Annotated in this window: 12 protein-coding genes; 4 read left to right on the plus strand and 8 right to left on the minus strand. The window is 64.2% G+C overall.

The features are described 5' to 3' along the window. Positions 1 to 6: 6 nt before the first annotated feature. Positions 7 to 1,065, plus strand: a complete 1,059-nt coding sequence (locus tag BVG12_RS17350) for a porin (protein WP_075793488.1) — start codon at positions 7 to 9, stop codon at positions 1,063 to 1,065. Positions 1,066 to 1,107: 42 nt separating this feature from the next. Here BVG12_RS17350 and can read toward each other — a convergent pair whose 3' ends face one another. From can to BVG12_RS17390, 8 genes are all read right to left on the minus strand, one after another. Next, positions 1,108 to 1,785: a carbonate dehydratase gene (gene can, locus BVG12_RS17355; protein WP_075793489.1), complete on the minus strand. Its 678-nt coding sequence runs from the start codon at positions 1,783 to 1,785 to the stop codon at positions 1,108 to 1,110. A 251-nt stretch (positions 1,786 to 2,036) separates the two neighbouring features. Continuing rightward, entirely contained in the window at positions 2,037 to 3,158 is a 1,122-nt protein-coding gene (gene dnaJ / locus BVG12_RS17360) for a molecular chaperone DnaJ (RefSeq protein WP_075793490.1), read from the minus strand. A gap of 254 nt (positions 3,159 to 3,412) precedes the next feature. After that, positions 3,413 to 5,353 (minus strand): molecular chaperone DnaK, encoded by a 1,941-nt coding sequence (gene dnaK, locus BVG12_RS17365; protein ID WP_075793491.1) that lies wholly within the window; start codon positions 5,351 to 5,353, stop codon positions 3,413 to 3,415. A 93-nt stretch (positions 5,354 to 5,446) separates the two neighbouring features. Further along, entirely contained in the window at positions 5,447 to 5,995 is a 549-nt protein-coding gene (grpE, locus tag BVG12_RS17370) for a nucleotide exchange factor GrpE (RefSeq protein WP_075793492.1), read from the minus strand. A gap of 365 nt (positions 5,996 to 6,360) precedes the next feature. Next, positions 6,361 to 7,464 carry a ferrochelatase gene (gene hemH / locus BVG12_RS17375; RefSeq protein ID WP_075793493.1) on the minus strand — a complete coding sequence of 368 codons (1,104 nt, stop codon included), beginning with the start codon at positions 7,462 to 7,464 and terminating at the stop codon, positions 6,361 to 6,363. A 7-nt stretch (positions 7,465 to 7,471) separates the two neighbouring features. Further along, on the minus strand, positions 7,472 to 9,136 hold the full coding sequence (recN, locus tag BVG12_RS17380; RefSeq protein WP_075796425.1) for a DNA repair protein RecN: 1,665 nt from the start codon (positions 9,134 to 9,136) through the stop codon (positions 7,472 to 7,474). Positions 9,137 to 9,167: 31 nt separating this feature from the next. Further along, the gene (locus BVG12_RS17385) at positions 9,168 to 10,070 is read right to left on the minus strand and encodes an NAD kinase (RefSeq protein ID WP_075793494.1); all 903 of its coding nucleotides are present in this window, start codon (positions 10,068 to 10,070) and stop codon (positions 9,168 to 9,170) included. A 146-nt stretch (positions 10,071 to 10,216) separates the two neighbouring features. Continuing rightward, entirely contained in the window at positions 10,217 to 11,104 is an 888-nt protein-coding gene (locus BVG12_RS17390; RefSeq protein WP_075796426.1) for a DUF3667 domain-containing protein, read from the minus strand. Positions 11,105 to 11,233: 129 nt separating this feature from the next. Here BVG12_RS17390 and BVG12_RS17395 point away from each other — a divergent pair, with 129 nt between their 5' ends. From BVG12_RS17395 to BVG12_RS17405, 3 genes are read left to right on the plus strand one after another with little or no spacing between them, the layout of a single operon-like run. After that, entirely contained in the window at positions 11,234 to 11,545 is a 312-nt protein-coding gene (locus BVG12_RS17395) for a hypothetical protein (RefSeq protein WP_075793495.1), read from the plus strand. Then, positions 11,542 to 12,864, plus strand: a complete 1,323-nt coding sequence (locus BVG12_RS17400; protein WP_075793496.1) for a PQQ-dependent sugar dehydrogenase — start codon at positions 11,542 to 11,544, stop codon at positions 12,862 to 12,864. Before BVG12_RS17395 ends, BVG12_RS17400 begins: the two co-directional genes overlap by 4 nt. Then, positions 12,861 to 13,289, plus strand: coding sequence for an OsmC family protein (locus BVG12_RS17405; RefSeq protein WP_179966273.1), 429 nt, complete (start codon positions 12,861 to 12,863; stop codon positions 13,287 to 13,289). The genes BVG12_RS17400 and BVG12_RS17405 overlap by 4 nt, the downstream gene beginning before the upstream one ends. The last annotated feature ends 132 nt before the right edge of the window (positions 13,290 to 13,421 follow it).

The raw sequence follows: 13,421 nt of genomic DNA on the forward strand, positions 1-13,421 counted from the left end.
CGTACAATGACTATCAAGTTTTCCTTCTTGTGCGCCGCCCTGCTGTGCGGCGCTACGGCCTCGGCCAGCGATTCGGTCGCGTTCTATGGCGTGATGGATGTCGGCATCTCGGTCGACCAGGGCGGCGTCGCCGGCACGTCGACCCGGGTGACGAGCGGCATGGCGACCCAGAGCCGCTGGGGCTTCCGCGGATCCGAAGACCTGGGCCAGGGCATGTCCGTGTTCTTCGTGATCGAAGGCGGCATCCATGCCGACAACGGCACCTCGACGCAGAACAATACGCTGTTCGGCCGCACGTCGATCGTCGGGCTGCGCGGCCGCTATGGCGCGATATCCGCCGGCCTGCAGGACACGCCCCTGTTCACGACGCTCAACGTGGTGGTCGACCCGCTGCGCAGCGGCGTCGTGCGCGCCAACAACCTGATGCCGCCGACCGGCTTCCGCGCGCCGAATTCCGTGCTGTACCGGAGTGCGGACATCGACGGCTTCAGCGGCGACCTGATGTATTCTGCCGGTGAAGTGGCCGGCAACAATGCCGCCGGCCGCGCGTTCGGCGGCTCGTTCGGCTACAGCCGCGGCCCGCTCGCCGCCCGCATCGCGTACCACCGCAAGAACAACGACAGCGCCACGGTGACCGGCACCGATCCGGCCCGCAACCTGCTGTTCGGGGCAAACTACGATTTCGGGGTCGCGCGCATGCACTTCGGCTATGAAGTCAACAAGGGGCGCAACAGCGCGCCGCTGAACAATGGCGCGGCAGTCTTCGGCGGCCCTGCCCCGATCGCGTCGACGGACAGCCGCGACCTGCTGCTGGGGGCGTCGCTGCCGTTCGGCGCCAGCACCGTCGTGCTGACGTATGTGCGGATGGACGATCGCACCCTCCGCAACCAGGATGCGCAGCAGCTGGGCGCCGCCTATATGTATGCGTTTTCGAAGCGCAGCGACGTCTACGCATCCTACGGTGTGATCCACAACCACAACGGCGCCGCCTACACGGAAGGCAACAGCGAAGAGCCCGGCACGGGCAACCGCCAGTTCGCCATGGGCTTGCGCCACCGCTTCTGACGCCATCCCGGGCACCGGCGGCCGCCGGTGCCCGTTCCCTTCTTACCTCCGCTCTTCGCCGTCGACGTAGCCGCGCAGGATCTTGTCCAGCTTCGGCTGGATTTCCTCGTAGCTGCTCACGGTGATGCCCAGGTCGCGCAGCAGGCCGTCGTGCACGCCATAGACCCAGCTGTGGATGGTCAGGTCCTGGCCGCGTTCCCACGCGTCGCGCACGACCGTGGTCTGGGCGATGTTGATGACCTGCTCGGCCACGTTCAGTTCGACGAGGCGGTTGGTGGCGGCGGCGCCGGCCACGTTGCCCAGGTATTTGCCGTGCTTGTCGCGCACGTCGCGCACGTGGCCGAGCCAGTTGTCGGCGAGGCCAACGCGCGTATTGTTCAGCGCCGCGCCCACGCCCGAGCAGCCGTAGTGGCCGCACAGGATGATGTGCTTGACCTTGAGCACGTCGACGGCGAATTGCAGCACCGTCAGGCAGTTCAGATCCGAGTGGGAGACAACGTTGGCGATGTTGCGATGGACGAACAGTTCGCCCGGCGCCATGCCGACGAGTTCATTGGCCGGCACGCGGCTGTCGGAGCAGCCGATCCACAGGTATTCCGGGGACTGCTGGGAGGCCAGATCCTTGAAGAAATCGGGATCTTCCTTGATCATCGACGCCGCCCATTGGCGGTTGCGTTCGAAGAGGTCTGCGGCGGTGAGGCCGGTGGGGGTCTTTGCCATGATTTCCTATCTTTGATACGGATGCGGCAGGCTCAGCCGAAACGTCACTCCCGCGAAAGAGGGGCCATGCTGAGATTCCGCGAGCTACCCCAGCGACTTCAAGGTAGCGGCTCCGGAGCCGGGTTATGGATTCTCGCCTTCGCGGGAAGTCATGTCCGGCAGTGCCGGGAATGACAACGTTATCTAACCAACCACATCCTGGTCAAAAAAAACCGCCGAAGGCTCACACCGTTCAGCGGTCCCTGGACTTCTTACTCGAAGAAGTCCTTCACTTTATCCATCCAGCCCTTGCTCTGCGGACTGTGTTTCGCCCCGCCCTCGTTCGTCAGGCGGTCGAATTCGCGCAGCAGGTCCTTCTGCTTTTCGGTGAGCTTGACGGGCGTCTCCACCACGACGTGGCAGAACAGGTCGCCCGAATAGCCCGAGCGCACGCCCTTGATGCCCTTGCCCTTGAGGCGGAAGGTCTTGCCGGTCTGGGTGCCTTCGGGGATCGTGAACGATACTTTGCCGACCAGCGTCGGCACCTCGATCTCGCCGCCCAGTGCTGCCTTGCTGAACGAGATCGGCATTTCGCAATGCAGGTCGTCGCCTTCGCGCTGGAACACGGTATGCGGCTTGATGTGGATCTCGACGTACAGGTCGCCCGGCGGCCCGCCGTTCGTGCCCGGTTCGCCGTTGCCGGTGGAGCGGATACGCATGCCGCTGTCGATGCCGGCCGGGATCTTCACTTCCAGCGTCTTGTTGCGCTTGATGCGTCCGGCGCCGCCGCAGGCCGCGCACGGTTCCGGAATGATCTTGCCGCTGCCGTGGCACTTCGGGCAGGTCTGCTGGATCGAGAAGAAGCCCTGCTGCATGCGCACCTGGCCGTGGCCGTGGCAGGTCGAGCAGGTCACGGGCGACGTGCCCGGCTTGGCGCCGCTGCCGTGGCAGGTGTCGCACTTGTCCCAGCTCGGCACGCGGATCGTCGTGTCGAAGCCGGCAGCTGCCTGTTCCAGCGAAATTTCCAGGTTGTAGCGCAGGTCGGCGCCGCGGTACACCTGCGGGCCCGAGCTGCGGCCGCGTCCGCCGCCAAAGATGTCGCCGAAGATGTCACCGAACGCATCGCCGAAGCCGCCGGCACCGAAGCCGCCGCCCATGCCGCCGTTCGGATCGACGCCAGCGTGACCGTAGCGGTCATAAGCCTCGCGCTTTTCCGGATTGGTCAGCATCTCGTAGGCTTCTTTGACCTCCTTGAACTTCTCTTCCGCTTCCTTGTTATCGGGATTGCGGTCCGGATGGTACTTCATCGCAAGCTTGCGATAGGCCTTCTTGATCTCGTCTTCCGAAGCATTCTTCGCGACGCCGAGGATCTCGTAAAAATCACGCTTTGCCATTTGTCGGCACCTTGCTGTCTATCTACAAAAGAACTGTGGCAGACCGGGCGCTACCCGCGAACGCACAGCCCAAAAGGATACGAGTATACAGTGAGCATTACGGGCTTGCTCGACTCGGCCGTAAAAACAACGCCGGATCGGTCCCGCAGAGTCTGGACTGGGCAAAAAAACCGAGCCGGGCACCATGTGGTCGCTTCGGCTCGGCGGGTTGCGGCGACGGGGCTGCCCGCTGAGGCTGCCCCGTCAGGACGTCATTACTTGGCGTCCTTGACTTCCTTGAAGTCGGCGTCGACGACGTCGTCATCCTGCTTGGCCGACTCGGCACCCGGTTGCGCGCCGCCGGCCTGTGCACCGGCTGCGCCCTGCTGGGCTTGCATGTCGGCATACATCTTCTCGCCCAGCTTCTGGGCGGCGGTCGACAGTGCGGACACCTTGGCGTCGATCTCGGCCTTGTCGCCCGACTTGATGGAACCTTCCAGGTCGGTGATCGCGGCTTCGATCTTTTCCTTCTCGCCCGCGTCCAGCTTGTCGCCGTACTCGGTCAACGACTTGCGGGTCGAGTGCACCAGCGCGTCGGCCTGGTTGCGCGACTCGGCCAGTTCCTTGACTTTCTTGTCCTCTTCCGCGTTCAGCTCGGCGTCCTTCACCATCTTCTGGATTTCCTCTTCCGACAGACCCGAGTTGGCCTTGATGGTGATCTTGTTCTCCTTACCGGTGGCCTTGTCCTTCGCGCCCACGTGCAGGATGCCGTTGGCGTCGATGTCGAAGGTCACTTCGATCTGCGGCGTGCCGCGCGGTGCCGGCGGGATGCCTTCCAGGTTGAACTCGCCCAGCGCCTTGTTGCCGGCGGCGATTTCGCGTTCGCCCTGGTAGACCTTGATGGTCACGGCCGGCTGGTTGTCGTCGGCGGTCGAGAACACCTGCGAGAACTTGGTCGGGATCGTGGTGTTCTTCTGGATCATCTTGGTCATCACGCCGCCCAGGGTTTCGATACCCAGCGACAGCGGGGTCACGTCCAGCAGCAGCAGGTCCTTGCGGTCGCCGGCCAGCACGGAGCCCTGGATGGCGGCGCCGACCGCGACGGCCTCGTCCGGGTTCACGTCCTTGCGCGGATCCTTGCCGAAGAACTCTTTAACTTTTTCCTGCACCTTCGGCATACGGGTCATACCGCCGACCAGGATGATGTCGTCGATGTCCGAGACCTTCACGCCGGCATCCTTGATGGCGATGCGGCACGGCTCGATCGTCTTGGCGATCAGTTCCTCGACCAGCGCTTCCAGCTTGGCGCGGGTGATCTTGAGGTTCAGGTGGACCGGGGCGCCGTTCGCCATCGCGATGTACGGCTCGTTGATCTCGGTCTGCTGCGAGGACGACAGCTCGATCTTCGCGCGCTCGGCCGAAGCCTTGATGCGCTGCAGGGCGATCGGGTCCTTCGACAGGTCGAGGCCGTTGATCTTCTTGAATTCGTCGATGATGTAGTCGATGATGCGCTGGTCGAAGTCTTCGCCGCCCAGGAACGTGTCGCCGTTGGTCGACAGCACTTCGAACTGCTTCTCGCCTTCCACGTCGGCGATCTCGATGATCGACACGTCGAACGTACCGCCGCCGAGGTCATACACGGCGATCTTGCGGTCGCCCTTGTCGGTCTTGTCCAGGCCGAATGCCAGCGCGGCCGCGGTCGGCTCGTTGATGATGCGCTTGACGTCCAGACCGGCGATGCGGCCGGCGTCCTTGGTCGCCTGGCGCTGCGAGTCGTTGAAGTACGCCGGGACGGTGATGACGGCTTCCGTCACTTCCTCGCCCAGATAGTCTTCGGCGGTCTTCTTCATCTTGCGCAGCACTTCGGCCGAGATCTGCGGCGGTGCCAGTTTCTTGTCGCGCACCTGCACCCAGGCGTCGCCATTGTCGGCCTTGATGATCTGGTACGGCATCAGGCCGATGTCCTTCTGGACTTCCTTCTCGTCGAATTTACGGCCGATCAGGCGCTTCACCGCGAACAAGGTGTTTTTCGGGTTGGTGACGGCCTGGCGTTTCGCCGGCGCGCCGACCAGGATCTCGCCATCTTCCTGATAAGCGATGATCGAAGGCGTAGTACGGGCGCCTTCCGCGTTTTCGATGACCTTGGGCTGACCATTTTCCATGATCGCCACGCAGGAGTTGGTGGTGCCCAGGTCGATACCGATGATTCTGCCCATAATATTTTCCTTTTTAGTACTAAGTTTTCAGATGTGTCGAATATTGGGAAATGTCGCTTCGTTTCAAGAGCTTATTCAGCCCTCAGCGCGACATTATTTCGGTGCCGCGGCGGTCACGATGGCCGGACGCAGCAGGCGGTCGGCGATCATGTAACCCTTCTGCAGGACGGTCACCACGGTGTTCGCTTCCTGGTCGGCCGGGACCACGGCCACGGCCTGGTGCTTGTTCGGGTCGAGCTTGTCGCCCGGTTGCGGCATCACTTCGACCAGACGGTTCTTCTCGAATGCGGCGGTGAGCTGCTTGAGGGTCATCTCGACGCCTTCCTTGATCGATTCGACCGTCGGCGCTTCGACTTTCAGGGCCATCTCGAGGCTGTCGCGCACCGGCACCATGGCCTCGGCGAAGCTTTCGATGGCGAACTTATGGGCCTTGCTCACATCTTCCTGGGCACGGCGGCGGATATTGTCCGCCTCGGCCTTGGCACGCATGAATGCATCGTGCATTTCGGCCAGCTTGGCTTCGGTGGCGCTCAGCTGTTCTTCGAGGCCGGGCTCCGTCGCCGGCGCGCCCTGGGCCGCGGCAGGGGCTGCGGCATCGGCTTCCGGCTGATTGCTCACCTCTTGGTTTTCTTGGTCTTGCATCGAAAAAACTCCTGAAATCAAGGACTTGGCTGATTGATTGGACGGTTACACCGCTTATACAGGCCCCCATATTGGGCAATCGCCTACATTTTCAAGGGGAATTGCCGCATTAATATGCAGATAAGCGTAGTCTTTTGTTACAAGACTACTTGCTCGTAGTCACCATCGTCAGCCCGCCGTTCTACTATCGTTGTGTTAAGACATCCGTCCGAACGACCCGATGGGAACGATCATGAAACTGCATCTGATAAGCGGCGCCGTGCTCATCTGCACCCTGCTCGCGCTGGCTGCGATCTGCCTGGCGGAACTCGGGTCGGCGCCGCAAAACGTGGCATTCTAGCATCTTGCCGTCGGGCGACGGCTAATTACGCACCCAACTTCAATGCGTGCTCGCGCGCGATTTCGGCATCGCGGCGCTCCGCCTCGCGTTGCGCGGGCGTGAGCATCGTCGGCCAGCCGATCAGATGCTGCTCGGCGATCTCGGCCATGCCGACGATCCAGGCCGCATTGTCGTTCAGGCAGGGAATGTAGTGATAATCCTGGCCGCCGTTCGATTCGAAGTCGTGGCGCACTTCCATATTGATCTCTTCCAGCGTCTCCAGGCAGTCGCTGGTGAAACCCGGGCACATCACGTCGATCCGTTTGATGCCGTCCTTCGCGAGCTGCTGCACGGTCGGCGCCGTGTACGGCTGCAGCCATTCGGCGCGGCCGAAGCGCGACTGGAACGTGACCAGATATTGATCGGGCGATAAGCGCAGGCGCGCCGCCAGCAGGCGGGCCGTCCGGTGGCATTCGCAGTGATACGGGTCGCCGAGCAGCAAGGTACGCTTGGGCACGCCGTGGAAGCTCATCACCAGTTTCTCGCCGCGGCCGTGCGCCTCCCAGTACGACTCCACGGACTCCGCCAGCGCCTCGATATAGCCTTCGTGGTCGTGGTAATGCTTCACGAGGCGCAGCTCGGGGATGTTGCGCACTTTTTTGTAGTGATCGAAGACGGCGTCCCAGATCGATGCCGTCGTCGTGCCGGAATACTGCGGATACGCGGGCAGCACGGCGATGCGCTCGACGCCGCGCGCCTTCAAATCGTCCAGCACGTCCGGCAGCGCGGGCGAGCCGTAGCGCATCGCCATCGCCACCTCGACGTCGCGGTGGCCGCGTTGGCCGAGCAGCGCCTGCAGCGCGGCCGCCTGCCGTTCCGTGTACACCTTCAAGGGCGAGCCGTCGCGGCGCCAGATGGTCGCGTATTTTTTCGCCGACTGCCCCGAGCGGAACGGCAGGATCGCCAGGTGCAGGATGACGTTCCACACGGCGCGCGGGATTTCCACGACGCGCGGGTCGAGCAGGAATTGCTTCAGATAGCGCCGCACCGCCGGCCGCGTCGGCGCCTCGGGCGTGCCGAGGTTGACGAGGACGATGGCGCTCTTCGCGATGGTGCCGTGCTGGTGCGCCGGTTCTTTGTTGAAGGGCATGGTCGACTCAGGACGCCAGCAACTCGCGCGCATGCTTGCGCGTGGTCTCGGTGATCTCGATGCCGCCCAGCATGCGCGCCACCTCCTCCACGCGGGCCTTGTTGTCGAGCACGTCGATGCGCGACACGGTCTTGCCGCCGTCCGTCGTGCCCTTGGCCACCTGGAAGTGCTGGTTGGCCTGGCTCGCCACCTGCGGCAGGTGTGTGACGCACAGCACTTGCCGGCTCTGGCCCAGGCGTTTCAGCAGGCGGCCGACGACTTCCGCCACGCCGCCGCCGATGCCCGTGTCGACCTCGTCGAAGATCAGGGTCGGCACCGTCGTCGCGTTGGAGGTGATGACGGAAATCGCCAGCGAGATCCGCGCGAGCTCTCCGCCCGACGCCACCTTGGCCAGCGGCCGCGGCGCGACGCCGGCGTGACCCGCCACGAGGAACTCGACCTGCTCGACGCCGTACGCGGCCGGCTCGCACGGATTCAGCGCGACGACGAAACGGCCGCCGCTCATCGACAATTCCTGCATCGCTTCCGACACTTGCGACGACAGGCGCTGGGCCGCTTGCGCGCGCGTCGCGGACAGTTTCTGCGCGGCCGCCATGTAGACCGCCTTGGCCTTCTCTTCCTGCTTGCGCAAGCCTTCCACGTCGCTGGCGTCGGCCAGCTGCTGCAGCTTCGCCTTCAGCGTGGCGTGCTCGTCCGGCAGTTCTTCCGGCGCGACGCGGAATTTGCGGGCCGTGCTGTGGATCGCGTCCATGCGCGCGTCGACCTGGGCCAGGCGCTCCGGGTCGAGCTCGACCTTGTCGACATACGTGTTCAGCGCGTACACGGCTTCCTGCAACTGGATGCGCGCCGGCTCCATGCAATCGAGCACGGCCTGCAGGCCCGCGTCGACACCGGCCAGCTTCGCCAATTTCTGGTTCAGCGACGACAGCTGCGACAGGATCGGCTGCTCCGATTCCGACAGGGCATTCAGCGCTTCCTGCGCCCCCTCGATCAGGCTCGCGGCATGCGACAGGCGGCTGTGTTCGTTCGTGATCTCGGCCCACTCGCCCGGCTTCACGGCCAGCTTATCCAGCTCGCCAACCTGCCATTCGAGGCGCTCGCGTTCCAAGAGCACGTTCTTCGCGTTCGTCTCGAATTCCTCGCGCTGGCGCGCCAGCGCCTTCCACGCTTTATAGGCAACCGCGACGTCGTGCACCTGCGCGGCGGCGCCGGGGTCGCGCACGGCGATCTGGTTGTCCAGCAGGGCGCGCTGGGCATCGAGCTTGAGCAGCGACTGGTGCGCGTGCTGGCCGTGGATGTCGACGAGGAGCTCGCCCAGTTCGCGCAGCTGGCTGGCGGTGGCGGCGCTGCCGTTGATATACGACTTGGAGCGGCCGGCGTTGTCGATCACGCGGCGCAGCAGCGCGCCGCCTTCGTCGGTCCCGAACTCGTTCTGCTCCAGCCAGTTGCCTGCTGCCGGGGTCAGCGCGAAGTCGGCGCTGATGTCGGCCTTGGCCGCGCCTTCGCGCACCATGCTCGCGTCGCCGCGGCCGCCCAGCGCGAGCTGGAGCGCGTCGATCAGGATCGACTTGCCGGCGCCGGTCTCGCCGGTGAGCACGGTGAAGCCGTTCGAGAACTCGAGCTCGATCGCGTCGACGATGACGAAGTCGCGGATGGTCAATGTGCGCAACATGAAGAAACTCATCTCCTGATGGATGCTGGAATTATTTGAGCTTGCCGTCACCGGACGGATATTCGTTCCAGTGCAGCTTCTCGCGCAACGTGTGGTAGTAGCTCCACCCTTCCGGATGCAGGAAGGTGATGGTGTTGGGCGAGCGCGAGATCATGATCTGGTCGCCGTGCTGCAGGCTCGTGAAGGTCTGCATGTCGAAGTTCACGCTGATGTCGCGGCCGTTGATGATTTCGACGACGATGTCGCTCGTGTTCGGCACGACGATCGGCCGGTTGGACAGCGCGTGCGGCGCGATCGGCACCAGCACGATGCCGGCCAGCGTGGGATGCAGCAGCGGGCCGCCGGCCGACAGCGCATACGCCGTCGACCCGGTGGGCGTGGACACGATCAGGCCGTCCGAACGCTGGTTGTACATGAACGTGCCGTCCACCGTGACCTTCAGCTCCGCCATGCCGGCGCCGGTGCCGCGCGCGACCACGACGTCGTTGACGGCGACGGAACAGTGGATCTCGGCGCCGTCGCGCACGACGCGCGCTTCCAGCAACAAGCGTTCCTCGGCCTTGGCCTTGCCACTGAGGATGTCGCCCAGCGCGGGCAGCATGCGGTCGATGGGGATGTCGGTCATGAATCCCAGGCGGCCCTGGTTGATGCCGATGAGCGGCACGCGGTAGCGCGCGAGCTGGCGGGCGATGCCGAGCATCGTGCCGTCGCCGCCGACGACGATAGCGGTGCTGCAGTGCGCGCCGATCTGGGCGATCGTCATGGCGTCCACGCCGGCGACTTTCACGTGACCCGCCGTCGCTTCCTCGAACACGACGCGGTAGCCGGCGCCTTGCAGGAAGTCGACGATGGCCTGCACGGGCTCGTCGATGCCGGCCGTGTTGTGCCGTACGACGAGCGCGATGGTTTGTTGCGGTTCAGGCGTCACGGACATTACGACTCTCGGCAGCAGGTGATAGGGAGACAGAAGATTAACCGATTCGCCCGGCTTCTGCACTATCGCAACTCAGCAAATACTGTACAAACGCACAGTATAGTTGGGTGGACGGACTTCCGGCAAGCGGACCAGTCGAGCTCGCTTCAATGAAGGATCCCGATCCCGAACGCGGCGCCGATCGCCAGCCCCATGCCGGTCACGTGCAGCGCCATCAGCACGAACCAGCGCACGCCGGTCATCAGGCGCGAGCCGCCGTACACGCGCCGCATCGCGACGGGGGTGTAGAACACGAGCCACAGCCACAGCAGGAACGTCACGATGCCGAACAGGTCCGGCACCAGCATGATGAGGGTCAGGGCGAGGAACGCGAACCCGTTCACGTGCAGCGCGAACAGCAGGTGTTCGCCGTAGCGCCGGCCCGATCCCAGGTACAGCACCTTCAGGTACAGCGCGAACAGCGGCATCATGAAGAACACGGCATACGGCACATAGCTGTTGAAGACCGTCCGCATCACCTTGTCCCGCTCCGCGGGCGTCATGTTGCTGAACCGGTCCGCCTGCTCGCCCCAGTGCGCGTTGACGTTGCCGATGGCCTTGCGGACGTCGACCGTGCCCGCGGCGATTTCGCCCGGCTCGTCTTCGCGCATCAGCCCGCCCTTCCGCTCCGCCTTGCCGTGCGCGGCCGCCGGGGCCGGCGCCGGGACCTCGTCGTGGCCGGTGTAGTTCACGACGGCGAAGAAGACCAGGCTGAACGTCAGGTACAGGCGCAATGGCTGGATGTAGCGCACGCGGCGGCCATTGATGTATTCCAAAGTCAGCTGCCCCGGCCGGAACAAAAGGAGCAGCAGCGACTTCCAAAGCTTGCCTTCCAGCGCGACGTAATGGCCGATGAATTCGTGCACGAATTCGCGCGCGCTGGCCGGATGCAAGACGGTCTCCTGCCCGCACTCGTGGCAGTAGTGTCCGCGAACGACGGCGCCGCAATTCGGGCAGTCGCTGGCGGCGTGGTGCGGATGGGCTGGCATGTTCATGACGTTCGCGGCGGTTGTCATTGAAACCAACATGTTAGCGATTTAATTGCAAAAAAGCATCTTCCAATTGCGCGACCGCCTTCGGATCGAACGATTAGGATTTAATCAATTGAATCGAAGGAGGTTGTCATGGTGCAGGAAGAAAAAGACCGTGTCGTGAATACCGACCGGAAAATCGAAGAACAGAGCTACAAGCGCGAACCGCACGAGCGCGACGAATCGCCCGACGGCCAGGGCGTCCGGCCGCGCGGCATCATGAAACAGGCGGCCGAAGACCTCGAGCAAGGTCTCGTCGACACCGACGCGCGCGTGACCCCGGGCGCCAGCGAAGCCGTGGACCCGGCGCCGGACGCCACCGGCAAGGCCAACCCGCAACCCGACCGCCACCGCGACATGCGCGACCACGATTCGACCATTCCGGAAGGAGGCAAGAATCGATGACGCCACGCACCAGGCTTGCGTTCCTGTTCCTTCCCTTGCTGGGCGCCGGCAACGCCATGGCCCAGCAATATCCCGTCGGCTGGGGGCCGAATCCGGCCCTGCCGGCACCCGAGAAATCCCTGATCCCGACCATCAATGTGGCGAAGGCGGATGCGTGGCCGAAAGGCACGCGCCCGACGCCGGCCGCCGGGCTGGCCGTCACCGCGTATGCGACCGGCCTCGACCATCCGCGCTGGCTGTACGTGCTGCCGAACGGCGACGTGCTCGTGGCCGAGAGCAACAAGCCCGGCAACGCGCCGAAGGAAAAAGGCATCCGCGCCAAGGTGCAGGGACTGGCGCAGAAGGAAGCCGGCGCCGGGGTCGCATCGCCCGATAACATCATCCTGCTGCGCGGCTTCAAGCCGGACGGCACGGCCGATACGAAAGTCACGTTCATGCAGGGCCTGACGTCGCCGTTCGGCATGGCCCTCGTCGGCAGCGAGCTGTACGTCGCCAATGCCGACGCGCTGTGGAAATTCCCGTACAAGACGGGCGAGACGAGCATCACGGCCAAGGGCACGAAGGTGCTCGACCTGCCGTCCGGGATCAACCACCACTGGACGAAGAACGTCGTCGCGTCTCCCGACGGCAAGAAGCTGTACATCACCGTCGGCTCGAACAGCAACGTGGCCGAGAACGGCATGGACGTCGAAAAGGGCCGCGCCGCCATCTGGGAATACGACCTCGCCAGCGGCAAGTCGCGCATCTACGCGAGCGGCCTGCGCAATCCGAACGGGATGGATTTTCAACCGCAGACGAAGGCCTTGTGGGCCGCCGTCAACGAACGCGACGAACTCGGCAACGACCTCGTGCCGGACTACATGACGGCCGTGAAGGACGGCGCGTTCTACGGCTGGCCGTACAGCTATTACGGCCAGCATGTCGACACGCGCGTCAAGCCGCAGAATCCCGACCTCGTCGCCAAGGCCATCGTTCCCGACTACGCGCTGGGCGCGCACACGGCCTCGCTGGGCCTCGCGTTCTACAACGCCGATCTGATGCCGCAGTTTAAGAACGGGGCGCTGATCGGCCAGCACGGCTCGTGGAACCGCAAGCCGTTTTCCGGCTACAAGCTCGTGTTCGTGCCGTTCACGAACGGCAAGCCGAGCGGACCGCCGCAGGACGTCCTGGCGGGCTTCCTCGGCAAGGATGAACACGCTTACGGGCGCCCGGTCGGGGTCGCGGTCGACAAGACCGGCGCCATCTTGCTGGCGGATGACGTCGGCAACATCGTCTGGCGGATCACACCTGCCGCCACCAACCAGGGAGCAACTAAATGATCAAACGTAAGGGAAGCGCCGTCTGGAGCGGCGGACTGAAAGACGGCAAGGGCACCGTGTCCACGCAGAGCGGCGTCCTCAACCAGTCGCAATACGGCTTCAACACCCGCTTCGAAAACGGGCCGGGCACGAATCCGGAAGAACTGCTGGCGGCCGCCCACGCGGGCTGCTTCACGATGGCGTTGTCGGCCCAGCTGGGCGAAGCGGGCATGACGGCGCAGAAGCTGGAAACCACCGCCACGGTATCGCTGGACAAGGCCGACGGCGGCTTCGCCATCCCGGCCGTGCACCTGGAACTCGTCGCCACGATTCCCGGCGCGAGCGAGCAGGCGTTCCAGGAAGCGGCGCGCAAGGCCAAGGAAGGGTGCCCGGTGTCCAAGCTGTTCAATGCAAACATTACGCTGGACGCCAAATTACAGGCTTGATTACGCCAAACGCCCACCCTAAGGCTGCCGTAGGGTGGGCGGCCTCCGCCCACCATCCGCCTGCATGGCGACGACTGCCTGCACGAATCCACCCGAGCGCATAAAATCCTCGCTTTCCCCTCCAAACAACAA

The organism is Massilia putida, from assembly GCF_001941825.1.
GTDB classification, from domain to species: domain Bacteria; phylum Pseudomonadota; class Gammaproteobacteria; order Burkholderiales; family Burkholderiaceae_D; genus Telluria; species Telluria putida.